The 26,489-nt window shown below is 71.1% G+C and carries 25 protein-coding genes; 21 read left to right on the forward strand and 4 right to left on the reverse strand.

The features are described 5' to 3' along the window. Nucleotides 1-3: 3 nt before the first annotated feature. From ACFUNE_RS09705 to ACFUNE_RS09750, 10 genes are all read left to right on the forward strand, one after another. On the forward strand, nucleotides 4-576 hold the full coding sequence (locus ACFUNE_RS09705) for a hypothetical protein (RefSeq protein WP_383564501.1): 573 nt from the start codon (nucleotides 4-6) through the stop codon (nucleotides 574-576). Between the two features lie 73 nt (nucleotides 577-649). Beyond that, nucleotides 650-2,272 carry an apolipoprotein N-acyltransferase gene (gene lnt, locus ACFUNE_RS09710; RefSeq protein WP_383564503.1) on the forward strand — a complete coding sequence of 541 codons (1,623 nt, stop codon included), beginning with the start codon at nucleotides 650-652 and terminating at the stop codon, nucleotides 2,270-2,272. Nucleotides 2,273-2,281: 9 nt separating this feature from the next. Then, entirely contained in the window at nucleotides 2,282-2,761 is a 480-nt protein-coding gene (locus tag ACFUNE_RS09715) for an NUDIX domain-containing protein (RefSeq protein ID WP_383564505.1), read from the forward strand. A gap of 642 nt (nucleotides 2,762-3,403) precedes the next feature. Beyond that, on the forward strand, nucleotides 3,404-4,249 hold the full coding sequence (locus ACFUNE_RS09720) for an STAS domain-containing protein (protein ID WP_383564507.1): 846 nt from the start codon (nucleotides 3,404-3,406) through the stop codon (nucleotides 4,247-4,249). Then, a complete protein-coding gene (locus ACFUNE_RS09725) occupies nucleotides 4,246-4,623 on the forward strand; it encodes an STAS domain-containing protein (RefSeq protein ID WP_014157783.1) in 378 nt (125 codons plus the stop codon). Before ACFUNE_RS09720 ends, ACFUNE_RS09725 begins: the two co-directional genes overlap by 4 nt. Next, nucleotides 4,620-5,045, forward strand: coding sequence for an anti-sigma regulatory factor (locus ACFUNE_RS09730; RefSeq protein WP_383564510.1), 426 nt, complete (start codon nucleotides 4,620-4,622; stop codon nucleotides 5,043-5,045). Before ACFUNE_RS09725 ends, ACFUNE_RS09730 begins: the two co-directional genes overlap by 4 nt. Continuing rightward, complete coding sequence (locus ACFUNE_RS09735) at nucleotides 5,033-6,238, forward strand: ATP-binding protein (RefSeq protein WP_383564512.1); 1,206 nt, start codon at nucleotides 5,033-5,035, stop codon at nucleotides 6,236-6,238. Before ACFUNE_RS09730 ends, ACFUNE_RS09735 begins: the two co-directional genes overlap by 13 nt. After that, entirely contained in the window at nucleotides 6,235-8,016 is a 1,782-nt protein-coding gene (locus ACFUNE_RS09740) for an ATP-binding protein (protein WP_383564514.1), read from the forward strand. Before ACFUNE_RS09735 ends, ACFUNE_RS09740 begins: the two co-directional genes overlap by 4 nt. Then, the gene (locus ACFUNE_RS09745) at nucleotides 8,009-9,676 is read left to right on the forward strand and encodes a SpoIIE family protein phosphatase (protein ID WP_383564516.1); all 1,668 of its coding nucleotides are present in this window, start codon (nucleotides 8,009-8,011) and stop codon (nucleotides 9,674-9,676) included. The genes ACFUNE_RS09740 and ACFUNE_RS09745 overlap by 8 nt, the downstream gene beginning before the upstream one ends. A gap of 68 nt (nucleotides 9,677-9,744) precedes the next feature. After that, on the forward strand, nucleotides 9,745-10,098 hold the full coding sequence (locus tag ACFUNE_RS09750; protein ID WP_383564518.1) for an STAS domain-containing protein: 354 nt from the start codon (nucleotides 9,745-9,747) through the stop codon (nucleotides 10,096-10,098). A gap of 152 nt (nucleotides 10,099-10,250) precedes the next feature. On the opposite strand, the gene ACFUNE_RS09755 is transcribed toward ACFUNE_RS09750, so the two are convergent. Beyond that, nucleotides 10,251-11,639, reverse strand: coding sequence for an MFS transporter (locus ACFUNE_RS09755; RefSeq protein WP_383564520.1), 1,389 nt, complete (start codon nucleotides 11,637-11,639; stop codon nucleotides 10,251-10,253). A gap of 111 nt (nucleotides 11,640-11,750) precedes the next feature. On the opposite strand from ACFUNE_RS09755, the gene ACFUNE_RS09760 reads away from it, so the two are divergent. The 3 genes from ACFUNE_RS09760 to ACFUNE_RS09770 all read left to right on the forward strand — a co-directional run bounded on the left by ACFUNE_RS09760 (nucleotide 11,751) and on the right by ACFUNE_RS09770 (nucleotide 14,200). Next, entirely contained in the window at nucleotides 11,751-12,134 is a 384-nt protein-coding gene (locus tag ACFUNE_RS09760) for a hypothetical protein (protein ID WP_383564522.1), read from the forward strand. Between the two features lie 225 nt (nucleotides 12,135-12,359). After that, nucleotides 12,360-13,544, forward strand: a complete 1,185-nt coding sequence (locus ACFUNE_RS09765) for a globin domain-containing protein (protein WP_383564524.1) — start codon at nucleotides 12,360-12,362, stop codon at nucleotides 13,542-13,544. Then, on the forward strand, nucleotides 13,541-14,200 hold the full coding sequence (locus ACFUNE_RS09770) for a pyridoxamine 5'-phosphate oxidase family protein (protein ID WP_383564526.1): 660 nt from the start codon (nucleotides 13,541-13,543) through the stop codon (nucleotides 14,198-14,200). Before ACFUNE_RS09765 ends, ACFUNE_RS09770 begins: the two co-directional genes overlap by 4 nt. Before the next feature lie 124 nt (nucleotides 14,201-14,324). Here the strand turns inward: ACFUNE_RS09770 and ACFUNE_RS09775 are convergent, their stop codons facing one another. After that, complete coding sequence (locus tag ACFUNE_RS09775) at nucleotides 14,325-15,254, reverse strand: aminoglycoside phosphotransferase family protein (protein ID WP_383564528.1); 930 nt, start codon at nucleotides 15,252-15,254, stop codon at nucleotides 14,325-14,327. Between the two features lie 583 nt (nucleotides 15,255-15,837). Between ACFUNE_RS09775 and ACFUNE_RS09780 the strand changes: the two genes are divergently transcribed. From ACFUNE_RS09780 to ACFUNE_RS09815, 8 genes are all read left to right on the forward strand, one after another. Further along, nucleotides 15,838-17,469 (forward strand): MFS transporter, encoded by a 1,632-nt coding sequence (locus ACFUNE_RS09780; protein ID WP_383564530.1) that lies wholly within the window; start codon nucleotides 15,838-15,840, stop codon nucleotides 17,467-17,469. A gap of 3 nt (nucleotides 17,470-17,472) precedes the next feature. Further along, complete coding sequence (locus ACFUNE_RS09785) at nucleotides 17,473-19,272, forward strand: DEAD/DEAH box helicase (protein ID WP_383564532.1); 1,800 nt, start codon at nucleotides 17,473-17,475, stop codon at nucleotides 19,270-19,272. Nucleotides 19,273-19,274: 2 nt separating this feature from the next. Next, nucleotides 19,275-19,826 (forward strand): hypothetical protein, encoded by a 552-nt coding sequence (locus ACFUNE_RS09790; protein ID WP_383564534.1) that lies wholly within the window; start codon nucleotides 19,275-19,277, stop codon nucleotides 19,824-19,826. A 216-nt stretch (nucleotides 19,827-20,042) separates the two neighbouring features. Continuing rightward, the gene (locus tag ACFUNE_RS09795) at nucleotides 20,043-20,669 is read left to right on the forward strand and encodes a class I SAM-dependent methyltransferase (protein WP_383564536.1); all 627 of its coding nucleotides are present in this window, start codon (nucleotides 20,043-20,045) and stop codon (nucleotides 20,667-20,669) included. Between the two features lie 101 nt (nucleotides 20,670-20,770). Next, nucleotides 20,771-21,124 (forward strand): VOC family protein, encoded by a 354-nt coding sequence (locus ACFUNE_RS09800; protein ID WP_383564538.1) that lies wholly within the window; start codon nucleotides 20,771-20,773, stop codon nucleotides 21,122-21,124. Between the two features lie 268 nt (nucleotides 21,125-21,392). Next, complete coding sequence (locus tag ACFUNE_RS09805) at nucleotides 21,393-22,010, forward strand: SUKH-4 family immunity protein (protein ID WP_383564540.1); 618 nt, start codon at nucleotides 21,393-21,395, stop codon at nucleotides 22,008-22,010. Nucleotides 22,011-22,153: 143 nt separating this feature from the next. Further along, a complete protein-coding gene (locus ACFUNE_RS09810) occupies nucleotides 22,154-22,378 on the forward strand; it encodes a hypothetical protein (RefSeq protein WP_383564542.1) in 225 nt (74 codons plus the stop codon). Between the two features lie 374 nt (nucleotides 22,379-22,752). Then, entirely contained in the window at nucleotides 22,753-23,883 is a 1,131-nt protein-coding gene (locus ACFUNE_RS09815; protein ID WP_383564544.1) for a hypothetical protein, read from the forward strand. Between the two features lie 137 nt (nucleotides 23,884-24,020). On the opposite strand, the gene ACFUNE_RS09820 is transcribed toward ACFUNE_RS09815, so the two are convergent. Both ACFUNE_RS09820 and ACFUNE_RS09825 read right to left on the reverse strand, forming a co-directional pair. Next, on the reverse strand, nucleotides 24,021-25,256 hold the full coding sequence (locus ACFUNE_RS09820; protein WP_383564546.1) for an epoxide hydrolase family protein: 1,236 nt from the start codon (nucleotides 25,254-25,256) through the stop codon (nucleotides 24,021-24,023). 324 nt (nucleotides 25,257-25,580) lie between these two features. Further along, the gene (locus ACFUNE_RS09825) at nucleotides 25,581-26,219 is read right to left on the reverse strand and encodes a Dps family protein (RefSeq protein ID WP_383564548.1); all 639 of its coding nucleotides are present in this window, start codon (nucleotides 26,217-26,219) and stop codon (nucleotides 25,581-25,583) included. Nucleotides 26,220-26,489 lie beyond the last annotated feature (270 nt).

A 26,489-nucleotide genomic window follows, 5' to 3' on the forward strand; every position in this document is an offset into this window, starting at 1 on the left:
GGCATGAGGGACCACCCCGGCAACACCCGGCACGGTTCGAGCCAGGCCCCGAGCACGGTCTGGACGGGACGGGCGACCAATCGCTTCCAGTGGCTGCTCGCGGCTGTGGGGGCAGGGTGCCTGGCGCTCGGGATCGAACTGGCTGTCGACTCGGCCTGGAGCGCCGGGATCGCCCCCCTGCTCATGTCCGTCATCGGCTGTGTCGCCGCCGGACTCCTGATCCTCTTCGGGACCCTGGCGTTCGTCCATGTCGCGGTGAAGGTCGACGGCGACGCCCTCGAGGTGCGCTGCGGTCACGCCGGACTGCCCAGGCGCCGGATCCTGCTCACCCATGTGGTGGGCGCTGACTTCGCGCCCAAGGTCACCCCGCGCCAGTGGGGCGGCTGGGGCTACCGCTGGCGACCCGACCAGGGCACAGCCGTGGTCGTGCGCCGGGGGGAGGCCCTGGTGCTCCTGCTGGGGGACGGCAGGACCTTCACCGTCACGGTGGACGACGCGGAGGCCGCCGTGCGATTCATCCGCGACCGTCTGCACCTCCCGGTCACCGGGAAGGCCGCGGGTCCCACCGGATCCTGACCCCGGCCGGGCCTCGCTGCCCGCCGCCGGAGCGGCTGACGTCCTCACAGCCGCTCACCGTAGACTCCGGCAGGTGAGCGCCACCATCACCACCGCCGAACCGCCGCCCGCCCCCGTGTCCCGCAGCAGGAAGCTGTGGCCGCGGCTCGTCCGGCCGGCCGCAGCCGTCCTGTCCGGTGCGCTGCTCTACGCGAGCTTCCCGCCCCGGCCCCTGTGGTGGCTGGTGCTGCCCGGCTTCGCCCTGCTGGGCTGGGTCCTGACCGCCCGCAGGGTGCGCGCCGCGCTGGGGCTCGGCCTCCTCGCGGGCCTCGGCTTCATGCTTCCGCTGCTGCACTGGACGGGCGAGGAGGTCGGCCCCGTCCCCTGGCTCGCCCTCGCGCTCGCCGAAGCCCTCTTCATCGCCATCGGCTGCGTCGGTGTCTCCGTGGTCTCCCGGCTCCCGTACTGGCCCGTCTGGGCAGCGGCCGTCTGGACCCTCGACGAGGCGCTCCGGGCTCGCGTCCCGTTCGGCGGCTTCCCCTGGGGCAAGATCGCCTTCGGCCAGGCCGACAGCGCGTTCCTGCCGCTCGCCGCGCTCGGAGGCACCCCCCTGCTCTCGTTCGCCGTCGTGCTGTGCGGCTTCGGGCTCCTGGAGGCAGTCCGGCAGGTCCGCCGCTACCGCGCCACCGGCACGGTTCCCCGCTCCGCCGTGATCGCGGCGGCCGTCGCCGTCGCAGCCCCCGTCGCCGCGGCGCTGGCCGCCCTCCCGCTCGTGGACGACTCGCCCGAGGACGGCACCGCCACGGTCGCGGCGGTCCAGGGCAACGTGCCGCGCCTGGGACTCGACTTCAACTCCCAGCGCAGGGCGGTCCTGGACAACCACGCGAACAGGACGGAACAGCTCGCACGGGACGTGAAGGCGGGGAAGGTGGCCCAGCCCGACTTCGTCCTCTGGCCGGAGAACTCCTCGGACCTCGATCCCTACCGCAACCCCGACGCCCGCGACGTCATCGACCGGGCCGTGCGGGCCATCGGCGCCCCCACCGTCATCGGCGCCGTCCTCGCCCCCGACACCGGACCGCTCCGCAACACCCTCATCCAGTGGGATCCGAAGAGCGGCCCCGTGGACACCTACGACAAGCGGCACATCCAGCCGTTCGGCGAGTACATGCCGATGCGCTCCGTCGCCCGGATCTTCAGCAAGGACGTCGACCGGGTGCAGCGGGACTTCGGCTCCGGCAGCAAGGTCGGCGTGTTCGACCTTGCGGGCACCAAGGTCGGCTTCGTGACCTGCTACGAGGCCGCGTTCGACGACGCCGTGCGCGACACGGTCAAGGACGGCGGACAGCTGATCGCCGTACCGAGCAACAACGCGACCTTCGGGCGCAGCGAGATGACCTACCAGCAGCTGGCGATGAGCCAGGTGCGGGCGGTCGAGCACGGGCGGTCCGTCGTCGTGCCCGTCACCAGCGGCGTCAGCGCGGTGATCCGCCCGGACGGCACGATCGTCGAGAAGACGAAGATGTTCACCCCTGACGCCCTGGTCGACGAGGTGCCCCTGCGTTCCTCGCTCACGCCCGCCACCCGGATGGGAACCCTCCCGGAGGGCGTCCTGGCACTGCTCGCCGTGGCCGGGCTCGGCTGGGCGACGGCCCGCGCGGTGCGCGCGAGGAAGGACCTCACGGCCGGCCCTCGGAGCACCTCGGCGGCCACGTAGGCTCGTCGCATGGCTACTCCAGACTTCATCCGGGACATCCGTGCCACCGCCGGTCACCAGCTGCTTCTGCTGCCGGGGGTCACCGCGGTCGTCTTCGACGACGCGGGCAGGGTGCTGCTCGGCCGGCGGTCCGACACCGGCAAGTGGTCGGTCATCGGAGGCATCGGGGAGCCGGGTGAGGAGCCGGCGGTGACCGCCGAGCGTGAGGTGTACGAGGAGACGGCCGTGCACTGCGTCGCCGAGCGGGTCGTGCTCACCCAGGCGCTGAAGCCGGTGCAGTACGCCAACGGTGACCGGTGCCAGTACGTCGACATCACCTTCCGCTGCCGGGCCACCGGCGGCGAGGCGAGGGTGAACGACGACGAGTCGCTGGAAGTCGCGTGGTTCGACGTCGACGCGCTGCCGCCGCTGAGCGAGTTCTCGCTGTTCCGGATCAAGCAGTCCCTCACCGACGGCCCCACCTGGTTCGCGCGCACGACCGGCGCCTGACCCTCGGGGCCGCCGCACGGGAAGCGGCGTTCCGGCGACCTCCCCAGGTGCGCGGAACGGTCGCTTCCCGTTTGTGCCCTCCCGGAGCTCGCGCGTCCTGGGTGACCTCGGGACCGTCTCACCCGGAAGCGGGCGCGCAAACCTGACGGCCTGTGGAGAGTCGCCGGGGCGAGGTCGGACCGGCTCCGTGAGGAAGCCCGTTGTCCGCACGGCGTCCTCCGTACGCTCCCGCGGTGAAAATACGTCCCCGAAGCATGTGTGAAGCATCTGTGAAGGGGCACGCGGTGCTCATGCTTCCTGTCGTACTCGTACTCCTCGTCGGCCTTGTGCTCGTCTGGGCCGGATTCGCGCTCGAGAAGGCGTGATGGATCGCGGCCAGGGCGCCCATGGCACCGCCTCCGGGTGTGCGCTCCGGGCCGGCCCGACGAGCCAGGTATGCCCAGGTTGCGGGTGCTTCGACGGGCGCCGCCGGGGCCGGGGCGGGGCGCTGCCCGGTGCCCGTTCGCGGGCCGGAAGTGCTCGGCCGGGCACGGCGTGACGGTGGTTGCCGCCGTGCCGGGCGGGATGCCCTCCAAGGCGCCTCGACGATGACATACGCTGCGCAGGAACTGTGATGACGGCATGAGAGAAGGGGTCACTTCGGTGGCAGAGCAAGAGATATCCACCCGCCTGGTGACGCTGCTCACGGAGCAGCGGGAGTCGCTCGAAGCCGCGTGGGTGCAGACGGTTTCGCGCACCCTGCGCGGGCGCATCTCCCTGTCGGAGCTGGACCGTGAGCTGCGAGAGCTGTACTCCGCGCTGGTGGAGGGCCTCCGGACCGGCGGATTCGACTGGCAGGGCGACAAGTACGCCGAAGTCCGCGCCCTCCTCGGCGAACTGTCCCGTAACCGGGCGCGGCAGGGCTTCACGCCGACCGAGACGGCGATCAGCGTGCTCGCCTGCAAGGAGATCCTCGAACCGACGACGGAGACGGCGGCCGAGGACATCCATGCCTACCTCCGGCTGAGCCGTCTCGCGGACGCCCTGGGGCTCCACACCCTCGAGGTGTACGCCAAGACGCGTGAGGAGATCATCAGCGCCCAGTCCGAGCAGCTGATGGAGCTGTCCACCCCGGTGGTGAAGCTGTGGGAGGGCGTCGTCGCCGTTCCCCTGGTCGGCACCCTCGACTCGGCGCGCACGCAGGTCGTGATGGAGAAGCTTCTCCAGACCCTCGTGGACACCGGCTCCGACCAGGCGATCATCGACATCACCGGCGTTCCCGCCGTCGACACCGAGGTCGCCCAGCACCTGCTCAAGACCGTGGTCGCCGCCCGGCTGATGGGCGCCGAGTGCACGATCTCGGGCATCCGCCCACAGATCGCCCAGACGATCGTGGCGCTCGGCATCCAGTTCGGTGACATCGTCACCAAGGCGACGCTCGCCGACGCGCTCAAGCACGCTCTGCGACGTAACAGCGTCGAACTCGCCCTGCCCGGAGGACGAGCATGACCGAGCGGGTTCCCGTGCTGAAGATCGGCGACGTCCTGCTGGTCTCCATCCAGGTCGACCTCGAGGACCAGACCGTCCTCGACCTGCAGGACGATCTCGCGGCGAGGATCGTGGCGACCGGGGCGTCCGGCGTGGTCATCGACATCACCGCGGTGGAGATCGTCGACTCGTTCGTCGGCCGCATGCTCGCGACCACGGCAGCCATCTCGCGCATGCTGGACGCCGAGACCGTCGTGGTCGGAATGCGGCCGGCCGTCGCCATCACACTCGTGGAGCTGGGCCTCTCGCTCGGCGGCGTCCGCACGGCTCTCACCCTGGAGAAGGGGCTCGACATGCTTGCCCGGCCCGACAGCCGTCCTCCGGCCAAGCCGTGAGCGGGTTGCGGCCCGCCCCCGACGCCGACCACGAGACAGTCACGATCGGCTCGAACGACGACGTGGTCCGAGCCCGCCAACTGGTGCGCACCCTCGCCCAGCGGTGCAAGCTCTCCCTGGTCGACCAGACCAAGCTCGTCACCGCTGCGAGCGAACTCGCGCGCAACACCCTGGTGTACGGAGGCGGAGGCGTCATGCGCACCGGACTCGTCCGCAAGGACAGCCGGGTGGGCGTCACGGCCGTCTTCGAGGACTCCGGCCCCGGCATCCCGGACCTGGACCTGGCCCTGACCGACGGCTGGACGTCCGGCGGCGGGCTCGGCCTGGGCCTCAGCGGAGCCCGGAGGCTGGTGGACGACTTCACCCTCGACACCGAGGTCGGCCGGGGCACGCAGGTTGCGGTGACCAAATGGGCCCGCTGAACCCGCCCCTGCTGGAATCCGAGGACATCGCCTGGTTCCGTGACGACGAGTCGCTCCCCGCGTCGACGAGAGGAGCCGCCGCGGCGCTCGCCAGGCGCCTCGGGTTCGACGAATCACGCTGCGCCGAGGTCGCGCTCGCCGTGAGCGAGGCCGCGTCGAACCTGCGCAAGCACGCCGTCGACGGAGCGCTGCTGCTGCGGGTCGTGCGTACGGAACACGACGCCGGCCTCGAATTCGTCACGACGGACGAGGGCCCCGGCATGTCCGACGTCGACAAGTGCCTGGTGGACGGTTCGTCCTCGGCGGGCACGCTGGGGATAGGCCTGGGGGCGATCGTCCGCCTCGCCGACACCTTTGACGTGCACTCACTGCCGGGAAAGGGCACGTCCATGTCCGCCCGGTTCTGGACGAAGGACGCCGCACGCCGTGCCGCCGCACTGGGAGAGCCCGTCGTCGCCGGACTCACCCGGCCCATCACCGGCGAATCCGTGTGCGGGGACGCCTGGGCCGCGCGCGCCGTGGGCGGCCGTGAGCGCGAACCGGAGCCCACAGCCGCACGGAGGGTGACGGGACGCGCTTCCTCCGACGAGCCGCTCGGGTGGGCGGCGCTGACGGGATTCCGGCCGGAGCCGGAGCGGGCGCGGCCTGAACGGGCTGCACGGGGACGGACGAGTGGGGCCGAGGGGCCCGCCCTGCTGCTGATGTTCTGTGACGGACTCGGTCACGGCCCCCTCGCGCACCGTGCCGCCCAGACCGCCGTCACGGCGTTCCGCGACAGCCGGGCGGAAGATCCCGAGGGCGTGCTCACCGACCTGCACAAGGCCCTCCGCGGAAGCCGTGGGGGAGCGGTCGCCGTCGTGCGCGTCGAACCGGAGAAGAAGTGCCTGTACTTCTGCGGCGTGGGCAACGTGAGCACCTTCGTCGTCGACTCGGACACCGACGTCAGGCGTTCCCTCCTGTCGTCGCCCGGGATCGTGGGCCACCAGCTTCCGACGCTTCGTGCGGTGCGACAGGAACTCCCGCGCCACGGCGGCGTGGTCATGCACTCCGACGGGCTCACCGAGCGATGGCAGCCGGCCGCCATGCCCGGCTTCCTGGAGCACACCCCGCTGGTGGCCGCCGCTCAGCTGCTCCGTGAGGCAGGGATACGCAGGGACGACGCAGGCGTCGCCGTACTGAAGGGGAGCTGGTGAGTTCGACCGCGGCCGACGGCACCATTCACCTGGTGACGATAGCCATCACCACCGAACAGGACATCTTCGCCCTTCGCCGCAGCGGCAAAGCGGCTGCCGAGGCTCTCGGTGTCGAGCGGCAGGACCAGGTACGCCTGGCGACCGCGCTGAGCGAGCTCGGCCGTGATCTGCTCGGCTCGTCCGACCTGAGGGTCGCCCTGAGCACGGGACAGGGCACACAGCCCGTGCTGCGGGCCGCCCTCCACTGGGCGGACGGCCCGGGCCCCGGCGACGAGTCGCTGCGGGCCGCCTCCCGCCTGGTCCAGGTGCACCACGAGGGACACAGCCGGTCGCTGCTGATCGAGCAGCAGCTCACGGCGGGCGCACAGACCGCCGAAAGCGTGCAGAGGGCGCGGGATCTCCTCGTGCAGCAGAACGGCGGCAGCGTTCTCGAGGACGCCCGGGCCCAGACCAGCGACCTGATCGCCGCCCTGGAGGAGTCGCGGGCACAGAGGGAGGAACTCCGCCGCCTCAACGAGGAGCTGGAGGAGACCAACAGAGGAGTGGTCGCCCTCTACTCCGAGCTGTCCGAGGAGCTTGAGGAGACCAACAGAGGGGTGGTCGCCCTCTACGCGGAACTGGACGAGAAGTCGCACCAGCTGAGGGTGGCCAGCGAGGCCAAGACACGGTTCTGGGCGAACGTGAGCCATGAACTGCGTACGCCGGTCAACTCCGTGGTGGGCCTCGCCCGGCTCCTCCTCGACCCTGACTCCGGCGAGCTCGACGAGGAACAGCGCAGGCAGATCTCCCTGATCTCCAGCTCCGGCCATACGCTGCTCGCCCTCGTCGACGAGCTCCTGGACGTCGCCAAAGCCGAGTCGGGCCGACTCGAACCGCACATGGCGCAGATCGACCTGCGGGCCGTACTGGGCCAGCTGCGCGGAACGCTGAAGGGGTACGGCGCGCAGGACGAGGTGGACCTGTCGGTCGCCACCTCCGGTCCTCCGCTCGTCACCGACGAGGTGATGCTCACCCGGATCCTGCGCAACCTCCTGTCCAACGCCCTCAAGTTCACGGAGCACGGCACCGTGAGCCTCGACGTCGAGGCCGACGACGGTCCGGGGGGCAACCACGTGGTCTTCACGGTGGCGGACACGGGGATCGGCATTCCCGAGGCGGAGCAGCAGCAGATCTTCGAGGAGTTCTACCAGGTGCGCGGGCCGCACCAGCGCGGGCGTCCGGGAACCGGTCTCGGCCTGCCCTACGCGCGCCGGCTCACGGAGCTCCTCGGCGGCAGCCTGGTGCTCACGAGCGGGCCGGGTACGGGTACGCAGGTCACCGTGAGACTGCCCGCGGGACCGGCCCCCGATGACGTGGGCGCCGGTCCTCCCACGCACAGCCCGGTCCTCGCGACGCTGGTCACCGTGGACGACGACGAGGCGTTCCGTGACACCATCCGTCCCGTCCTGGAACAGCTGGCCGGTCAGGTGGCCGAAGTCGGAGAAGGCGGCCAGGCGATCGCCACCGTCCGCACCGAACGGCCCGACGCGGTCCTCCTCGATCTGCACATGCCGGACCTCGACGGCTACGCGGTCCTGGCCGGACTCGCCGCCGACCCCGAACTGCGCGGCACGCCGGTCGTCGTCGTCACCTCGGCCCCCGCCGGATCGCTGGACAAGGAGAGACTGGCCCACGCGCGAGCCGTCCTCGACAAGTCCACGCTCAGCCTCGCGCAACTCGTCTCCGCCTTCGGAGACGTGGACAGCCCTCGCACAGCCGGAGAGGAAGACAGTGAGTAGCCACGTGCACCCGGACAGCGCCGTCGCGACGGTCATGGTGCTCGACGACAACGACACCAAGCGCTACATCGTGGGCAGCTGGCTGCGACGCGCGGGTCACACGGTGGTCGAGGCCGCCGACGGAGCCGAGGGGCTCGCCCTGCTGGCGGGGGCCTCCGAAGCGGAACTGCCGGAACTGGCGGTCGTGGACGTGCGCCTGCCGGACATGAGCGGGTTCGAGGTGTGCGAGCAGATCAAGGCGGACCCGCGCACCGCCTCCCTGCCCGTCATCCATGTGTCGGCATCGGCCGTCGAAGTGAGCGACCGCGCCCAGGGGCTGCACCGCGGAGCCGATGCCTACCTGACCGAGCCGATCGCGCCCGACGAACTGCTGGCCACGGTCACGGCGGCGCTGCGCTACGCCCGGGCCCGCCGGCGTGCCGAGCGGCTCGCCAGGCGCGTGGCCGCGCTGAACAGCAGCACCCTCGCCGTCTACGGCGCGCGGGACGGTGAGGCCTTCACCACCGCCGCCGCCGCGGGAGCGGCCGCTCTGATGTCCTCACCCGCCGTCGCCATCTCCCTGAGCCCCGACAACCGCACACTCCTGCTTGCCGCGGCTCCGCCGGCCGGGTCCGGTCCGGCGGAGGAACCGGGAGCGTCGGGTCCGCCGGCGGGGCCGGCCTGGCAGGCGGACCTGCATGTCCTGGACCTTCTCTGCGAGACGGCTCTGGGGGACGGCATCGGAACGGACACGGTGCTGCTGTCGGGCGAGCAGTGGAAGAGCCTCATGGCGCGGGACCGGTCCGGCCGGGCCGACGTGTTCCCCGGCCGGGTCGGGCTGGTTCTCGCCCGGACGAAGCAGGGACGCCCGCCGGTGGCGCTGGCGGTGGACGCCACGACGCTCGCGGGAGTCGACGACGGTGAACTCCTGTCCCAGCTGGCACAGGCGTGCGCGCTGGCCCTGGAAGCGCTCCGCAGCCAGAGCGAGGAGCACGCCCTCGTACTCACCCTGCAGCGCTCGTTCCTGCCGGACCGGCTTCCGCAGGTGCCCGGTGTGGACATGGCGGTGCGGTACGAACCGGCCGCCGATCACGCCGAGATCGGCGGCGACTTCTACGAGGCCATACAGACGCCCGGAGGCCTGATGCTGGCCATCGGAGACGTGGCCGGGCACTCCCTCCAGGCCGCCATGGTCATGGGGGAGGTCCGCCACGCGCTGCGTGCCTACGCCATCGAGGGGCACGACCCCCGGACACTGCTGAACCGTCTGGACGCGCTGCTGGTGAGACTGCGCCCCTCCATCACCGTCACGGTCTGCCTCGTCCTGGTGGAGCCGGGCGGCCGGCGGATCCACGTCGCCAACGCGGGGCACATACCGCCACTGCTGAGACGCACCGACGGTTCCACCAGCTATCTGACGGAGCACGGTCCGCTCCTCGGTCTCCAGCTTCCGCATCCTCCCGCCACCAGCCATGACGTCGCGGAGGGTTCCACACTCCTGCTGCTGACCGACGGGCTCATCGAGGTCCCCGGCGAGGACCTCGACGACAGCATGGAGGCGCTGAGCGACACGCTCCGCGGCGCGCCACAGGAACTGGAAGAGCTGTGCGACGTACTGCTCGACACCTTCGGAAAGGGAAAGACGGATGACATCGCACTGCTGGCGGCCCGGCTCCTCTGACATCCGGCGCACCCCGGCCCGCGCCCGCCGTGACCAGGGCGTCCGCGTGTCCCCATGGGGCGCTGACGGTGCCTGACCGCGCGCTGGTGCTCACAGCGGACCACAGCCCTTCCGGCGCGGTGGTCCTGAGGCTCACGGGAGAGCTCGACCACCTCACCGCCGCCCGCTTCCGAAGGGCCGTCGAGGAGATCCCCCTCCGTGCGGAGTCGCCGCTCGTCCTCGACATGACCCTGCTCACGTTCTGCGACTCGGTGGGGCTCACGGAGCTCGTCCTCGCCCACCGCAGGGCCCGGGCGGCGAGGACCTCGGTTCTGCTCGTGGGCGTGTCCAGGGAACTCGGCCACCTTCTCGCACTCACCGGCGTCGACAGGGTGCTGACCGCGGAGGAAGGCCCCTACCGTGCGCCGGGCCCAGGCGGGTGACGGCGTAAGGCCCAGGCGGAAGGCGACGTGACGGCCCCGGTGTGCGGGCTGCCCGAGTCCCCGCCCGCGGAGCGCCCTGTCGCCGAGGTCCGACACCGCCGCGCGAGGCGGCGGGCCGGGAGACGGACCTCGGCCCGCCGCCGGGTGGTGCGTCAGACGCTCCGGGCGCCGGCGGGCAGCGTCGCGCGATCCGCGGCCTCCCGGCCGCCGTCCGGTTCGATGTCCGCGAGATCCCGGCTCCTGGTCTCCTTCGCGCAGGCGATCGCGAGCACGGTCAGAAGCGCGGCGGCGATCACGTACAACGAGATCGGCGTCGAGCTGCCGAAGTCGGCCAGCAGCGCCGTGGCGATGAGGGGCGCCGGGGCGCCCGCGGCGACCGAGGAGAACTGGGCGCCGATCGACGCCCCCGAGTAACGCATCCGCGTCGCGAACATCTCCGCGAAGAAGGCCGCCTGAGGCGCGTACATGGCACCGTGGAAGATCAGCCCGACGGTGACCGCCAGCAGCAGACTCCCGAAGCTCCTGCTGTCGATCAGTGCGAAGAACGGGAACATCCACAGCGCCACGCCGATGGCGCCGACCAGGTAGACGGGCCTGCGACCGACCCGGTCCGACAGCGCGCCCCACAGCGGGATCACGGCGAAGTGCACGGCGGACGCGACGAGTACGGCGTTCAGTGCCGTCTGCTTGCTCAGCTCCGCGGACGTCGTCGCGTAGACGAGGATGAAGGCGGTGATCACGTAGTAGCTGATGTTCTCGGCCATCCGCGCACCCATGGCTATCAGCACATCGCGCCAGTGATGCCGCAACACGGCCACCAGGGGCATCTTCTCTGCCTGGGCGTCGGTGGCCTTGCGCTGCTGGGCCTGGGCCAGGGCCGCCTTGAAGACGGGCGATTCGTCGACAGAGAGACGAATCCACAGACCGATGATGACGAGAACGCCCGAAAGCAGGAAGGGTATCCGCCACCCCCAGGCACCGAACGCGGATTCGGACATGAGCGCGGTGAGGGCCGAGAGCACCCCGGTCGCGAGCAACTGCCCGGCGGGCGCCCCCGTCTGGGGCCAGGACGCCCAGAAGCCGCGCCGTTTCGCATCGCCGTGCTCCGAGACGAGCAGCACGGCGCCGCCCCACTCGCCTCCGAGGGCGAAGCCCTGCACCAGCCGCAGGACGGTGAGCAGGACGGGTGCTGCGGACCCGATGGTGGCGTGCGTCGGCAGGAGCCCGATGGCGAACGTCGCTCCGCCCATCATCAGCAGACTCAGCACCAGCAGCTTCTTGCGCCCCAGCCGGTCCCCGTAGTGCCCGAAGACCAGAGCCCCGACCGGCCGTGCGGCGAAGCCCACCGCGTAGGTGAGGAAGGAGAGGAGGGTGCCGACGAGCGGGTCGGAGTCGGGGAAGAACAGCTTGTTGAAGACCAGCGCGGCAGCGGAGCCGTAGAGGAAGAAGTCGTACCACTCCACCGTGGTCCCGACGAGGCTCGCGGCGACGATGCGGCGGAGGTTCGAGGGCGGCGGGGGAGCGGTTGCGGGGACGGTCATGGGTACCACTTCCGGACAGTTGGCGGGGACGTTTCCGTGTCGCCATACCGTAGGAAGGGGCAGGTCAGGGGCGTATGTGGCGGGACACCATAGTTCGGGGGACGGGTGTGCGTGCGGACGCTACGGAGAGACCGGGCCAGGGAGCAGCCCCCTGCCCCTGATCTGCGCACCCGCGCCGTGGACCGGACGGTCGACCTGGTCACGGGGGACGGTCTGCCCGTCATGAGGTTCGCGCCGGCCGACCGGCGGGTCGTGCACGACCTCCGCCCCGGCCGGGAGAACGCTTTCGAGAAGCTCGCCGAACCCTTCGAGATTCCGGCCGGTCCGGACGCATGCGTGGAAGGGGAACTCCGGCTGCGCGCCGCCCTGCCCAGCGTCGGCATCGTGCTGACGGCCGCACGAGGCCCACAGGCGTCCGACGGACGGATCGCCGCCCTCGCACGAGCAGCCCCCTGCGTCTCCGGCGGGTTCGTCCCGCAAAGTGGACGGGGTTAGTCCGGCCGCGCGGTGCGGTGTGCACAATGTTGCGTCCGCTGATCACGCTTTTCCGCTCACGGCTTGCCGGAGTGGGAAGCCCCCCTCACGATTGCGAAGCCTTTTCTTGTCTGTACATCCGTTCGTCCCGGTCGCGCCAGTGTCCGGCGCGGCCCCTTCCTCCCCCCACCTGTTTCCTGCACGACGCCCAGTGCTCTTCCGTCTCCCGTCGGACGGTGGCCATAGATGATGCCGATACCGCCCACGGGCCGCGAGATCTCCCTGGTGCGCTCCAGCGTGGCGGCGGTCGCGCCGCAGGCCACGGAGCTGACGGTGTACTTCTACGCCATCCTCTTCGCCCGCTATCCCGAGGTCCGGAGCCTGTTCCCCGCCAACATGGACGTGCAGCGTGACCGGCTGCTGCGCGGCCTGCTGCGCATCATCGACCTCGTCGACGACGTCGACAACCTTGTGAAGTTCTGCTCCCGGCTGGGACGCGACCACCGCAAGTTCGGGACCCTGGACGCCCACTATCCGGCGGTGGGGGAGTGCCTGCTGGCCGCCGTGGCCCGCTATGCGGGCCCGGCCTGGAACGACGAGCTCGCGGCCGCCTGGACCCGTTCGTACACCCTCGCCTCCCACGTGATGATCGCGGCCGCGGCTGATGACATGCGCTTGCGCCCGGCCACCTGGGAGGCGCAGATCATCGACCATGCGTACCGAGGACACGGAATCGCCGAGATCACCGTGCGCCCCGACCTGCCCTACCCCTTCGTGGCCGGACAGTACGTGAGCATGGAGACCCCCTGGCATCCCCGCGCCTGGCGCCACTACTCCCCGTCGCACCCGCCGCGTTCGGACGGCACGCTCACCTTTCATGTGCGGGCTGTTCCCGACGGGCCGGTGAGCAGTGCGCTGGTGTACCACGGAGCGCCGGGTCACACGGTGCGACTGGGGCCACCGCAGGGTGACATGACGCTCGGTTCGGCAGGTGACCGCGATCTGGTGTGTGTGGCGGGCGGTACCGGCCTCGCACCGATCCGTGCCCTGCTGGAGGAAGCGGCCGTCCACGGCATGCGCCGCTACGTCGACCTGTTCGTCGGAGCGCGCACCGCAGAGGAGCTCTACGGTCTCGACGACATGCTGCGTATGGCCCAGCGCCACCACTGGCTGACGGTTCGCGCGTCCGTCTCCCACCAGGAGATTCCCGGCCAGCGGGGCACGCTCCCACAGGTCCTGCGCGAATTCGGCCCCTGGGACCGGCACGAGGCCTTCCTGTGCGGCCCGCCCGTCATGGTCACCACAGCCGTTGACACCCTCCTGCGCCAGGGCACACCACGGGCCCACATCCACCACGACCCGATCGACACCCCCGTCCTCACCGCACCCCTCACCCCGCCCCGACCCAGTCTGGAGAGCGACCTGCCGTGACGCACCCCGCCACCCCCTCGCAGGGAGAGCTCCGGTTGCAGGCCCACCTCGGCACACGGGAGCGAGCCGACGCCTTCTACGACCGGCAGGTCCACGCGTACCTCACCGCGGCGATGCGGGACTTCATCCACCGCCAGTCCATGGTGTTCCTCTCCACCGCCGACGCCCGCGGGCAGTGTGACGCCACGTTCCGCGCGGGTCCCCCCGGCTTCGTCGTCGTCCTGGACGACCGGACCGTGGCCTACCCCGAGTACCGGGGCAACGGCGTCCTCGCCAGTGCGGGCAACATCACCGAGAACCCGCACATCGGACTGCTCTTCATGGACTTCACCCAGGACCACATCGGACTGCACGTCAACGGTTCCGTCAGGCTCGTCGCTGATCACGACCTCCGTGCCGCCCACCCCTGGATACCGGCAGACACCGCCCCCGGACGAAGGCCGGTGCTGTGGACGCTGATCGGCGTCCACGAGGCCTATGTGCACTGCTCCAAGCACATCCCGCACCTCGAACCCGCCCCCCGCGCCCTGTCCGCGCGTACACGTCCCAAGGACGCCGACTACTTCACCGAGGGCTTCGCCCCCGACGCCGGCGTCTCCGATCCCGGCCACGGCAGACCACTTGAGCACCCCCACGCCGGGAGGCTCGACCCCTGAGCCGGAGCCGGCCGCTGCGGACGGGCTCCCCAGGCCGGCGACGGGCCGCCACCGTGCCCCTCTCCCTGTACGGCAGGGGAGGGGCACGGTGGTGAGGCCCGCCGGTTCCCGGCGGGGCCACGCTTCAGGCTCGCCCGGTGCCGAACCATGTCTCGGCGAGCGAGTCGAGGGTGGGTTCGGGCGGCTCGGGGAGGTCCCGCAAGTACCGCGGCAGGTTGCTGTAGACGTGCAGCAGTGTGTGAGCGAGAAGCTCGCGGGGGTCGAATTCCTGCCCGTACGCCTTCATGATCCGTCCCAGAAGGCGTGGGTCGCCGCAGGAGACGTACAGGCCGATGCCGACGAAGTCGTAGGCGCGGTCCCCGATCATGGCCGGTTCGAAGTCGATGAGTCCGGTCAGCCGTCGGCTGCCGGGATCGACGATCAGGTGCTGGCGCATCACCTCGGTGTGCAGCAGGGAGCGCGGCCGGTCCGTGGTGAGCGTGACCGAGTCCAGGAAGCCGGGAATCTGCTCCAGCCACTCCGCCGGCAGTCCGCGTTCGCGTTGCCGCTCGACGGCTCGGGCGCGGCGACCCGCCAGGGCGGCGCCCCAGTCCTCGGGTCCCAGAACATCGGTCAGGGGCGCGGGGTCGAGCGAGTGCAGGACGGACAGGGCCTCCCCGACCTCGGTGACGATGCGGTCCCGGTCGGCTTCCGGAAGCCGCGGCCAGGCCTTCGCGAGGCCCTCTCCGGGGAGTTGTGACATCAGGACGTAGCGCCACCCGTTCTCGCACTCCCCGGATTCCAGCAACTCGGGTACCGGGATGGGCAGACGCCCTTGGAGGTACTCCAGGACCCGGACTTCCGTGAGGGCGTCCTGCACCCACAAGCGGGGAAAGAGCTTGAGGACGTGGCGGTCGCCGAGCGCGTAGACCGGCTCCGATCCGTCGGGGTACCGAACAGCTCGGACATCGGCGAAACCGAGCCGGGCGCAGAGATGCTCTACGCCGGGGCGGAGTGCCTCGTCGTCGGGGACGACTTCGTCCCACTGCTCATCCGTGTCCACGGCAGGTAGCATGCCGCCACGTTATTGAGCAGGCGGTGGGTTCGTAAAGATCTGCTGATGGGCGGCTGGTTCCGGGGGGTCGTGGACGGTCCCGGCATTTCGGTTCTCATAGGAGGGCCTGCACGGGCAGAACCTTTTGTCAGCGTCCCGGCTGAGTCCCGCAGACGGCCTGTGCGGCGCCCTGGTCCCGATCCGGGTGAATTTCGATCCCCCTATTCGGAAGATGTGCGGGGAAGAATGTGCGGCCCGCTGAATCGGCGGGCTGCAGGGGAAGCTCGTGCGGGGCCGCCGTCCGGTTGGGCCGCCGCTCCCGGCACGGGGCGGGACACGTGGGCAGAACGTGGGGCGGGGCACGGAATTCTCGCCAAGTCAAACATCGGGTTCAGCAATTGACAGAGCGCTGGCGGCATGCCCTCGGCGGCGTACTGAATCGCCTTCCCGGTCACATCTTCAATAATTGACAGAAAGCCGGTCGGCATGCCCTCGGTGCGCCGAAGAATCGTCAACTGTTATTCCCCGTCAGGGAATTGACACCCGCCTGATTGTTGCTTACATTCCGCTGGTCAGGTTTTCCGGACCGCACCCAAAGGTATTCATGACTGCATCCACGTTGCCGAAGTCCAGGCAGCAGTTGATTCTTGCTGTTCTCATGGTGTCCTCACTGCTCATCTGGCTGGACAACACCGTCCTGAGCACCACCCTGGAGACCCTCGCGGACCCGGTCCGCGGGCTGAACGCCGGCCCGGCCGAACTGCAGTGGGCCACCGGCTCGTACACGCTGGCCTTCGCCACCCTGATGTTCACCGCGGGCGCGCTGGGCGACCGGTTCGGTCACCGGACCGTGCTCGTGACGGGCCTGGTGGTCTTCGCCGCGTCCTCGGTGTGGGCGGCGTTCGCGGGCGACGCGGGGCAGCTGATCGCCGCACGGGCCGCGATGGGTGTCGGCAGCGCGCTGATCCTGCCCGGCAACCTGGCCATCCTCATGTGGACCTTCACCGGCCCGGCGCGGTCGACCGCGATCGCCATCTCCTCGACCTCCGCCGGCGTCGGCATGGCCGTGGGCCCGGTGCTCGCCGGCGTGCTGCTCGATCACTTCTGGTGGGGCTCGGTCTTCCTCGTCAACGTCCCGGTCGTCGTCCTCGCGCTCATCGGCATCGTCCTGCTCGTCCCGAACTTCCGCAGCCCCGTGGTGCGACCGCTGGACCCGGCCGGAATGCTGCTGTCGGTCAGCGGCCTCGCGGCGCTCGCCTACGGACTGATCCGCACGGGGCAGGTGGCGGCCTGGGGCCGTACGGACGTCTGGGCGCCGATCGTCGTCGGACTGATCCTGCTGGCCGCGTTCGTCCGCGTCGAACTGCGCAGCAAGATGCCGAGCTTCGACCCCCGGCTTCTCGCCCAGCGCGCGTTCGGTGGCGGCAACGCAGCCCTCGGACTGCTGCTGTTCACCGTGTCCGCCATCACCTTCTACAACGCCTTCTACCTGCAGGGCGCCCGCGGATTCTCGCCGATCGAGGCGGGCCTGGCCGGCCTCCCGACCGCGTTCGGCGCGATCCTGGGGGCACCCGTGGGCGCGCGCCTGGTGCACCGCTGGTCGCTGCGGCTCGTCACCGTGCCGGCCCTCACCGTCGCGGCGCTGACCATGGGCGCGTACGGGTTCTTCGGGCTGAGGACTCCCCTCGTCCGGATCGAGGTCCTGCTTCTGGTCCAAGGCCTCTCCGTCGGCATGGTGCTCGGGCCGGTGACCGCGGCGCTGATCAGCACCCTGCCGTTGGAACGCGCCGGCGCCGGGTCGGCCGTCACCAACACCGTGCGCCAGACCGGCAGCGTGATCGGGATCGCCGTCGGCGGCACGATCATGTCGATCGTGTACCGGCGCGCGATCGAACCCTCGCTGCACGGTGTCCCCGGACCGGTGCGGGACGAGGCGCTCGTCTCCGCCGAACAGGCCCGGCACGTCGCCACCACGTCCCACCTGCCCGCGCTCGGGAACGCCGCCGATGACGCGTTCGTCCACGCCATGCACGTCGGTGCGATCTGGCTCATGCTCATCGCGCTCCTCGGTGCGGCTGTACTCCTGCTGGCCCTGCGCGCGGTCCGCGGGCCCGCGACCGCCGGGGGCGAGCCGGAGCCCACGCGGGAAACCGACCCGACCACGGACCAGGCGGCCCCCCGTGCCGGTGCCGATGCCCGGCCCGTCCGCGTGGGCGACGACCTGGGAGCCCGCTGACGCATGGGAAACGGACAGGAACTCCCCGAGGTGCGGTCGGACAGCCAGGCCACGTACCTGCCCGACCGGCACATGTTCGCCCTGTGGACCTGGGCCGACGGCGCCGTGGGGGCGGCCCCGCCGCTGGGCGACGTCGAGACCGTTCCCCTGGTCGTGCCGACGGCGGACCTCGGCGGGCTCAAGGTGTCCGACGTCGACTGCGTCCTGATCGAGCCGGACCGGCTCGTGGCCGCGCCCCTCGACTCGCCCGGCCGGTCGGTGAGGGACTGGCGGTCGTGGATCGCGGACGGCGCTGCACCTCTGTCGATCGCCGCGCACGCGGTGCCCGACGCCACGGGAGTCGCCGTGACGACGGCGGAGCACGCGGGCGGCGTCTTCCGCCGTACCACCTCGGTGGGGGCAGAGATGCGCGCGGCGCTCACCGCCGAGCTCCGGCCCTACCAGGTGCGCGGGGTGAGCTGGCTGCGCGAGACCATCGAGACGCACGGTGGCGCGGTGCTGGCCGACGAGATGGGGCTCGGCAAGACCCTGCAGACCATCGGCTGTGTCGCCGGACGCGCCGAGAGGGCGCCGCAACTGGTGGTCTGCCCCACGTCGTTGGTGGGGAACTGGGCGCACGAGATCGCGCGGTTCGCCCCCGGGCTGCGGACCGCGATCTGGCGCGGCGGTCCGCTGCCCCAGGTGGCCAGCGGCACGGTGGTGCTCACCGGCTACCCCACGCTGCGCATGCACAGCCCGGCCCTGGCGGGGATCCGGTGGAGCACCGCGGTCTTCGACGAGGCACAGGTCCTGAAGAACCCCCGGACGCAGGTGTCGAAGGCCGCGCGCACCATCGCGGCCGACGCGCGGATCGCCTTGACCGGGACGCCCGTCGAGAATCGCCTCGACGAGCTGTGGGCCCTGCTCAATCTGGTCGCACCGCACCTGTTCGCGAACCGGACGCAGTTCCGCCGTCGCTTCGTGCGGCCGATCGCGGACGGCTCCCAGGCCGCTTCCGCCCGGTTGCGCGGGGCCATCGAGCCGGTCGTGCTGACGCGGAAGAAGTCCCAGGTCGCGGGATCTCTCCCTCCCAAGATCCACGCCGATCTCATCTGCGACCTCAGCGATGAGCAGGAGCAGCTGTACGACCGGCTGCTGGACCAGGTCGTCGATGACGGCTTCGGCAGCGGCGCCCAGCGGCAGACCAAGGTGCTCGCGGTCCTGACGTCGCTCAAGCAGGTCTGCAACCATCCGGGCCTGATCACGGACGACCTCGGTGAGCTGTCGGGCAGGTCGGGCAAGCTCGACCTGTGCGCCGACATCGTGGCCAACAACGTGGAGACCGGCTCTCCGACCCTCGTCTTCACCCAGTACCGGCAGACCGGTGAGCTGCTGGTCCGGCACTTCGCCGAACAGTTCGGGGTGCGTGCGCCGTTCTTCCACGGTGGCCTGAACGAGGAGCAGCGGGCCGGCATCGTCCGTTGGTTCCAGTCCGCCGACGGGCCGGCCGTGCTCGTCCTCAGCCTGAAAGCAGGGGGCACCGGGCTCACGCTCACACGCGCGGCCGACGTCATCCACTTCGACCGGTGGTGGAACCCTGCCGTGGAGGCCCAGGCGTCCGACCGGGTCCACCGGATCGGTCAGACCCGCACGGTCACCGTCACCACCCTGACCACCGGAACCACCGTCGAGGAGCACATCGCGGCCATGCACGACCGCAAGTCCGCGCTGTCGGACATCACCGACAGGCCCGGCGTCGCCGAGCTGACCGGACTGGACGACGACCGTCTCATCGAGGTCCTGCGCCGGAAGCGGGTCAACTGACCATGGCCGACCACGACTACGGGTACACCAAGTGGGGCAAGGACTGGGTCCGGTTCGCCGAGTCGTTGCGCCAGACCCGTCCTGATCCCCAGCTGCCGAGCGCACGCCGCACGGCACGTGACGGGAAGGTCCAGATCACGTTCGACGACCGGACCGTGCGTGCCGTCGTGCACCGGGGCCGCGGCACCTCGGTGGTCACGATCGAGGTCGCGGCGATGGCCCCGGGGGTGACGGCCGAGGTCTCCCGCCGGCTGAGCGGCATCCAGCCCCTGCTCACCGACGACCTGTACCGCGCGATCGCCGACGCGGGCCATCGGCCCGCGCCGGCCCTCGACAGCGTCGACTGCACCTGCCCGGCCGCCACCCCGCGGTGCGTCCATGAGCTGTCCGTCTACTACGACATGGCGCGGCGCATCGACGACGATCCCCGCATCGCTCTGGACGTGCAGGGCTTCTTCCGGGCTCCGGCGGGCGGTGGCCCGGCGTCCGCCGAAGCGACGGCACAGCGCTGGGTCGCGCTCAACTCCCTGGATCCGACGGCCTACTTCACATGACGTCGCCCAGCTGAGAGCGCTGGCCAAGACGAACGGAACCACGTGCTCCGCCGCCCTGCTCCACCGGCTCCCGGGGAGCCGTCGGTGCCCGGCCGGCACCGCCGCCCCGCCGCGCGTACCGTCGTGCGGGCCGCCGGGCCCGCGTCTGCGATCGTGGAGCGTGAGGGCAACGTCCTCGCCCCTGCGGGGCGAGACTGACCGGAAGGCATGCGGAACATGACTGGGCAACCCGACCGCTGGGCGGAACTGACCGGCGGAAAAGCTGGAGAGGAATACGCACAGCGCTTTGCGCGGCTGGCCGAATCAGGTCAGGACATCCACGGAGAGGCCGCCTTCTGCACCGCACTGCTGAAGCCCGCGGCCCGGGTGCTCGACGCCGGCTGCGGCACCGGCCGGGTCGCGATCCGGCTCGCCGAGCTGGGTCACCGGTGCACGGGTGTGGACGTCGACTCCTCGATGCTCGCCGTCGCCCGCCGCGACGCCCCCGCGCAGGAGTGGCTCCTCGGCGACCTGGCCCGTCTCGACGACCTCGGCCTGAGCCCGGACTTCGACCTGGTGCTCGCCGCCGGGAACGTCATCCCCCTGCTGGCCCCCGGCACCGAATCGACCGTCGTCCGGCAGTTGGCCGCCGCACTGCGCACCGGCGGTCTGCTGGTCACGGGCATGGGGCTGGACGCGGCACATCTGCCGTTGCAGAAGCCGCCGGTGACCCTCGAGGAGTTCGACGAGTGGTGTACGCAAGCCGGTGTGACCCTGCGACAGCGGTACGCCACCTGGAACGGCGACCCCTATGAGCACGGCTGCGGCTATGCCGTCAGCGTGCACTCCCGTCCCGCGACGTGAGCGCGTAGCTCCCATGGGCTCCAGAGGCCGGGCCGGAACCGCTCGAAGCGGGCGACAGCGTGATGCCGGCCCGCCGATCGGGGTTCTGACAAGATCGGGGCATGGAACGTGTGCTTGGAATCGGTGGGTACTTCATGCGGGCTTCCGATCCGGCGGCCCTGAGCGCGTGGTACCGCGATTGTCTGGGTCTGGACGCGGATGAGCACGGCCTCTGGCGTCAGGATGCCGGGCCGACGGTGTTTGCGGCGTTCGAGTCCGGGACCGACTACTTCGGGTCCCGCGCGCAGCGGACCATGCTCAACTTCCGGGTCCGCGACCTGGACGCGATGCTCGCCCAGTTGCGAGCCGAGGGAGCGGACGTGGCGGAGGAGACGCAGGACATGGAGGGTGTCGGCCGTTTCGGCTGGGTCACCGATCCTGAGGGCAGTCGGGTCGAGCTGTGGCAGCCGGCCTGACCTGGCCCTCTCGGCGGCAGGGACGTGCCGAAGGAGAGTGACGGGCCCTGTGCGGGCTCCTGCGCCCGACGGCCGGCAGACCCGCAGGCGCAGACCTCGCCGTGGCCCGCGACAGCACCGCCGTCTTCCTCAAGGCGGACGACCCCGTCGGGTGTGCGTGAAGCGGGGGCCGCCGTGAACGCCTCGATCCACTGGCCGCCGGCGCCACCGCACCCGTCCGCAATCGTCCCACGGCGCCCCTGCCGCCGCCGAGTCCGGAGTTCCAGCAGTGCTGTTCGACGTCACCCGCAGCCAACTCGTCGACATCTTCGGCGAGGACCGGCTCGCGACCCTGCCCGCCACGTCCTTCCCGCCCTTCGCAGCGGACACCGAGGGCGTCCGCCTCCTGCAAACCGTCGGCGTCCCCACCGGGACGCTGTGGCTGCGTGAGCCCGACGAGGACTCCGGTCGGCCGGCCCTCGTCCGGGACGTCGTCCGCGTCGAGGACTTCGAGAGCGCCTCGGACGACGCGGGTCGATGGCCCGTCATCGGCCGGCTGCTCGACGCCCACCTCGCCCTCGACCCCGGTTCCGGCAGGGTGCACGTCTTCGACGCCGACGAGGCGACCGTGCAGGAACTCCACGCGGACGTCTCCTCCCTCGTGCAGGTCACCCTCCGGTTCCAGCGCCTGCTCGACGAGTTCACCTTCAGCGGCGACGACGCCGACGAGGAAGCCGACTTCGAGCGCCTGGACCGCGAGGTCGAACGTGTCCGTCAGGAGACGGGCGGCATCGACCCGTTCCCCTTCAGGGACGACGAGACCGTCTGGTCGGTGGTGGGCGAGGAGATCGTCATGGGGCAACGGTTCAAGGGCGACAGCCCGGGAGCCCGATCGCTCTACGGATGATCTCCGCCGATGTCCCGCGCGCCGCGCACCGGTCTCCTCCTCGCCCTGCCCGGTCCCGCACTCCGCCCGGCCCGACGGTGTCGGGCGGTCGGCAAGAGACGGCTGGGGGGACCGTCCGGCCGCCCGTTTCCTACACTCGCGGGATGAACAACTACACGTGCACCCATTGCGGCACCGTCGGTCTGATGGAGGGGTTCATCGAGGACGCGGGCGAGCACTCGCGCGGGTACGCGCGCTGGATCGAAGGCGCCTTGGAGCGGGGGGTGTTCGGCGGTGCCAAACGGATGGGCCGGCCCCGGCGGCAGATCGAGGCGTTCCGCTGCCCCAAGTGCGGGCACCTCGAACTGTTCGCCACCGGCGAGGCATAGGTGGCCGGTGCGTCGCCCGGGATACCGGAGGTCCGGCCCCGCGCACCGAAAGATCACCGTCGTCACCCATGAACACCACGACACGGCCTGACGCGAGGGAGCGACCCTGCCGTGGTGGCTGCCGTGAGGGGCCCCGCCGGGCCGAGGCGCCGCCGTACGCTTGTCGCCGCCGGGGGAGTGGCCCGTACGGGAGGAGTCTGCGGCCGGTACTCCGACGCGGTGCCGGACCGGGGCGCGTCCCCTGCCGCGACGAGGGCACGGACGGGTGCCGGGCAGGCAGGGCCACGAGCGTAGGGGCTCGTCCCTCCGGCATTCCCGGCCGACCGGTAATGCGCCACGTCAGCTCGGGTTACCGTGCTGATGTGGTGATCACAGTGGATGACTCAGTAACCGGGACCGCGCTGCTCCTCGCCGCTGCCCCGGCAGGCAAGAGCGGCTTCATCAACGCGACGAGCGTCCTGCCCGCGCTTGCGGCCGTCCCGCCGAGCATCCTGACCGGTACCACCGCCGGGACCGTCGTCGAGCTGGCCGATCCGATCGACCCGCAGACCGTCCTCACCCGGATCCGCGCCGCGGCCACCACACCCGGACCGCTCACCGTCTTCCTCGTGGGGCAGCTCCACCTCGACACCAAGCAGCACCTCGTCCACTTCGCTCTGGCCAGGACCACACCCGCCACCCTTCGCTACTCCGCCCTCCCCTGGCACTGGCTGGCCGGCGAGCTCAAAGCGCGCAGACCCGGCACCACCACCGTCGTCGCCGATCTGATCGCCACGCCGGACACCTGGCAGCACATCCGTAAGGACGGCCTCACGATCGGGCACGGGATACGCCTGTACGGCCGTGTGGCCCCGCAGCCGCCACGGCGCCGAGTCGCGGAGCCGGACTATCTGAAGGCCATCGCCACCACCTGGCGCAGCGGAAGCAATCCGCCGCTCACCGAGCTGCACGAGCAGGCCATCGCCCAGGCCGGGGCGAAGGACGGTGCTCACGACGCACTTCACCTGGCCATCGACAGCACGCCCCTCCCCGCCCCCGCACCACCGGTCCGGCCGGCACCGAGCCGGCTCGTCCAGCCGCCGGAACCGGAGAATCCACTGCCCGCGATCCTCGGCGCGGCGCAGGCCGGACACCACAGCGAGGCGGCGGCACTCGCATCCATGTGGGAGGGATGGGCGCTGCGCACCCACGGCGCCGGCTCCGAGCAGGCCATCCACTGGCTCGAGATCCGAGCCGACCTCGCACGCCTCGCCGGTGAACCGGCACGGAGCTGCGAGCTGTGGATGTCCGCGGCCGACACCCGCCTCGCACGGCAGCAAAGCCCTGACGACCCCGCAGTCGTGGACGCCGTCGACCGTGCCCACCACCAGTGGCAGGAACTTCGGGACCCGCAACGCGCCCTGGAGCTCGGCCCGGCCCTGGTCGCGCTGCGCGGTCACGTTCCCGGCCGCCGACCGGGGGCGATCGCTGCTGTCCAGCACCGGCTGGACCTGCTTCACGGCTGAATCGGGGCACGGCACATCTGACGTCGTGGCAGAGCCGACCCGGTGGCTCTGATCGGCACCGCCCTGCTTCCGCCCGCCTACGGAGGTGGTGCGGCGTGCTTCGCCGCTCCGCCGTGTCCCCGAGCGGGAAGCATCCCTCAGGGCCTGCGGCCCCGGAAGGTCCGGCGCAGGTCGCCCACCCAGGCGTCGGGGTTCTCCCAGGGGATGAAGTGGCCGCCGTGGTCATGGGCGTTGACGTTGACGTGGTTGAACCAGTCGGCCTGCGGGCCGGCCCTGAACGCCCGGACGCGCTCGTCGGCGGTGTGGATGCCGGGAGGGTTCTCGTACGTGACGAGGGTGAGGCCGACCGGGGCCTGCACGACCGGCGTGCGGTCGTGCGTGGGGACCCAGGGGTAACGGTTGGCGTTGGCGTAGTAACGCATCGACGTGGCGATGGAGTTGTTCACCCAGTAGATCGTGGCGTGGGTGAGCAGATCGTCCTTGGTGAAGACGGACTCGATGTCGTCGGCGTTGTCGCTCCAGGCGTTCCAGCGCTCCAGCAGCCAGGCCAGCAGTCCTGCGGGGGAGTCGCTCAGACCGTGGGCCAGGGTGGCGCCGTCGAGCATGTGCACGGCGAGGTGGGACGCCGAGCGGTGGTCCAGCTCGATGACGCGGGCGCGGACGTCGGCCGGCTGGTCGTCGGTGAGGGGCCGGTTCCGGGCGAAGTCCCAGGCACGCGGGCCGTTGAAGAAGTCGAGCGGAAGCCCGGAGCCGATGTGGACGCCGTACAGCTCGTCGGCGTACTTGTGGCCGAGCTGGCTGGAGACGATCCCGCCGATGTCGCAGCCCCCGGCGGCGTACTTCTCGTATCCCAGGGCCTCGGTCATCAGGGTGTGCCAGAGGTCGGAGACCTTCCAGAAGTTGACGTCCGGGAAACCGGTGAGCGGGCCGGGGAAGCCGAAGCCCGGCAGGGACGGCACGATGACGTCGAACGCGTCGTCGGGGTCACCGCCGAACGCGGCGGGGTCGGCGAGCGGATCGATCACCTTCGACCAGTGCCAGAACGTCCACGGCCAGCCGTGGGTGAGGATCAACGGGATCGGGCGGGGGCCGCGGCCGGGTTTCCGCATGAAGTGCACCGGGACGCCGCCGACGCTCACCTGGTAGTGCTCGTAGGCGTTGATGGCGGCTTCCGCCTTCCGCCAGTCGTAGCCGTCCCGCCAGTGGGCGACCAGCTCACGCAGATAGCTGTCCGGGACGCCGTAGGACCAGTCCGCGTTCCCCTCGTCCAGCGGCGGACGAGTCGATATGAGCCGGGCGCGCAGGTCGTCGAGGACCGTGTCGGGCACATGGACCGGGGTGGGTTCCAGGGGGAAGGCGTGCGGCGCGGTCATGGCGTGGTTCCTCTCCGGGCAGGGGAAGCGGTAGCCTGTTCGCCGGTCGGGAGGCGAGCCCGGCCATCCTAGGAGCGCGGGCGGCGGCGCGGCGGGCCGCCGGCTCGGCGTGGCGGACCACCGCCGCGAAGGTCGCGCCCGCCCACCGCACCGCCCCCGTCCCCACGCTGCACTGCCCGAACCGAGCTGGAACTCCTCGGCCGGCGGCACGACCCGGCCACGGCGTCGCCCGGTCCGCGTTGCTCGCCGCCATGGCCGAGCCCGGAGGAGCCCCCGACATCTGCTGCTCAGTACGCCTGCTGCCGCGGGACGAGGCGGTCGCCGCTAGCGGGCACGCTTGGCGGGGGCGGCCTTCTTGCCGACACGCCTGGCATTCGCGGTCTTCTTCGCCGGGATGTTCTTCGCCGGGCCCGCAGCCTGGGCAGCCTGCTTCTCACTGCTGACATCGGCCGTGGACAGGGCACCGGCACTGTTCTCGAGGTGGGCACGGACGAACCACTGGAACTGTTCCAGGGACCGGAGGTGCTCGATGAGCAGGTCCTCGGTGACGGGGTCGACGGAGGCCGCCTTCGCCGCAGCTTTGCGGTGGTCCTCGATGATGCCGGTGTAGACGAGGTCCAGTGCGCCGAGGTGGGCGATGGCATCGGCCCTGCCCACGGCGTAGTCGTCCCACGTCCGCTCGTCCACCAGCACGCCCGCGGTTCCCTGCGGTACACCGCCCAGGGCCGAGATGCGCTCGGCTGCGCCGTCCGCCATGTCGCGGACCGCCAGGGTCTGCGGGTCGAGCATCTCGTGCACGGCGATGAAGTGGGGCCCTGTCACGTTCCAGTGAATGTGCTTCAGGGTGAGCGCCAAGTCGTTGAGCGCGTGCAGGCGCATGCGCAACACGTCGATCAGCCGCCCGCCCTCCTTGGTGCTGAGGCCCGGGACGGTGTAGCGCGGAGTGGAACTCTGGGGTGACATGGTTCTCCTGCGACGACGGGGCGGTTTACCGCTACTCACCTGCCACGGAAGCGTCGGAGTTCACTCACCCCGGTGCCCGAAACCACTTGACCGGCCCAGCACCGGGCCGATCATGACGAGGGCGGCCACCCCGGTGGTCCGTCCGCCGTCCGGCGCCGGCTGCCCCGGCCCCTCGGCCCACCCCGGCGGCAGTGCCCCGCCCCGCGGGACCTCCGCCGCCGCGGTGATCATAGGCTGAGCCCCGGCCGGCACATCGGCGAGCCGACCTCG

Origin of the sequence: Streptomyces sp. NPDC057287 (assembly GCF_042667905.1) — a bacterium.
GTDB lineage: Bacteria > Actinomycetota > Actinomycetes > Streptomycetales > Streptomycetaceae > Streptomyces.

What these genes read in the sequence shown, in the direction of transcription:
- ACFUNE_RS09825 (WP_383564548.1), bottom strand. Translation starts at nt 26,219, where the DNA reads ATGTCACCCCAGAGTTCCACTCCGCGCTACACCGTCCCGGGCCTCAGC.
- ACFUNE_RS09820 (WP_383564546.1), bottom strand. Translation starts at nt 25,256, where the DNA reads ATGACCGCGCCGCACGCCTTCCCCCTGGAACCCACCCCGGTCCATGTG.
- ACFUNE_RS09715 (WP_383564505.1), top strand. Translation starts at nt 2,282, where the DNA reads ATGGCTACTCCAGACTTCATCCGGGACATCCGTGCCACCGCCGGTCAC.
- ACFUNE_RS09790 (WP_383564534.1), top strand. Translation starts at nt 19,275, where the DNA reads ATGGCCGACCACGACTACGGGTACACCAAGTGGGGCAAGGACTGGGTC.
- ACFUNE_RS09765 (WP_383564524.1), top strand. Translation starts at nt 12,360, where the DNA reads ATGATGCCGATACCGCCCACGGGCCGCGAGATCTCCCTGGTGCGCTCC.
- ACFUNE_RS09725 (WP_014157783.1), top strand. Translation starts at nt 4,246, where the DNA reads ATGACCGAGCGGGTTCCCGTGCTGAAGATCGGCGACGTCCTGCTGGTC.
- ACFUNE_RS09795 (WP_383564536.1), top strand. Translation starts at nt 20,043, where the DNA reads ATGACTGGGCAACCCGACCGCTGGGCGGAACTGACCGGCGGAAAAGCT.
- ACFUNE_RS09735 (WP_383564512.1), top strand. Translation starts at nt 5,033, where the DNA reads ATGGGCCCGCTGAACCCGCCCCTGCTGGAATCCGAGGACATCGCCTGG.
- ACFUNE_RS09775 (WP_383564528.1), bottom strand. Translation starts at nt 15,254, where the DNA reads ATGCTACCTGCCGTGGACACGGATGAGCAGTGGGACGAAGTCGTCCCC.
- ACFUNE_RS09800 (WP_383564538.1), top strand. Translation starts at nt 20,771, where the DNA reads ATGGAACGTGTGCTTGGAATCGGTGGGTACTTCATGCGGGCTTCCGAT.
- ACFUNE_RS09780 (WP_383564530.1), top strand. Translation starts at nt 15,838, where the DNA reads ATGACTGCATCCACGTTGCCGAAGTCCAGGCAGCAGTTGATTCTTGCT.
- ACFUNE_RS09810 (WP_383564542.1), top strand. Translation starts at nt 22,154, where the DNA reads ATGAACAACTACACGTGCACCCATTGCGGCACCGTCGGTCTGATGGAG.
- ACFUNE_RS09705 (WP_383564501.1), top strand. Translation starts at nt 4, where the DNA reads ATGAGGGACCACCCCGGCAACACCCGGCACGGTTCGAGCCAGGCCCCG.
- ACFUNE_RS09785 (WP_383564532.1), top strand. Translation starts at nt 17,473, where the DNA reads ATGGGAAACGGACAGGAACTCCCCGAGGTGCGGTCGGACAGCCAGGCC.
- ACFUNE_RS09755 (WP_383564520.1), bottom strand. Translation starts at nt 11,639, where the DNA reads ATGACCGTCCCCGCAACCGCTCCCCCGCCGCCCTCGAACCTCCGCCGC.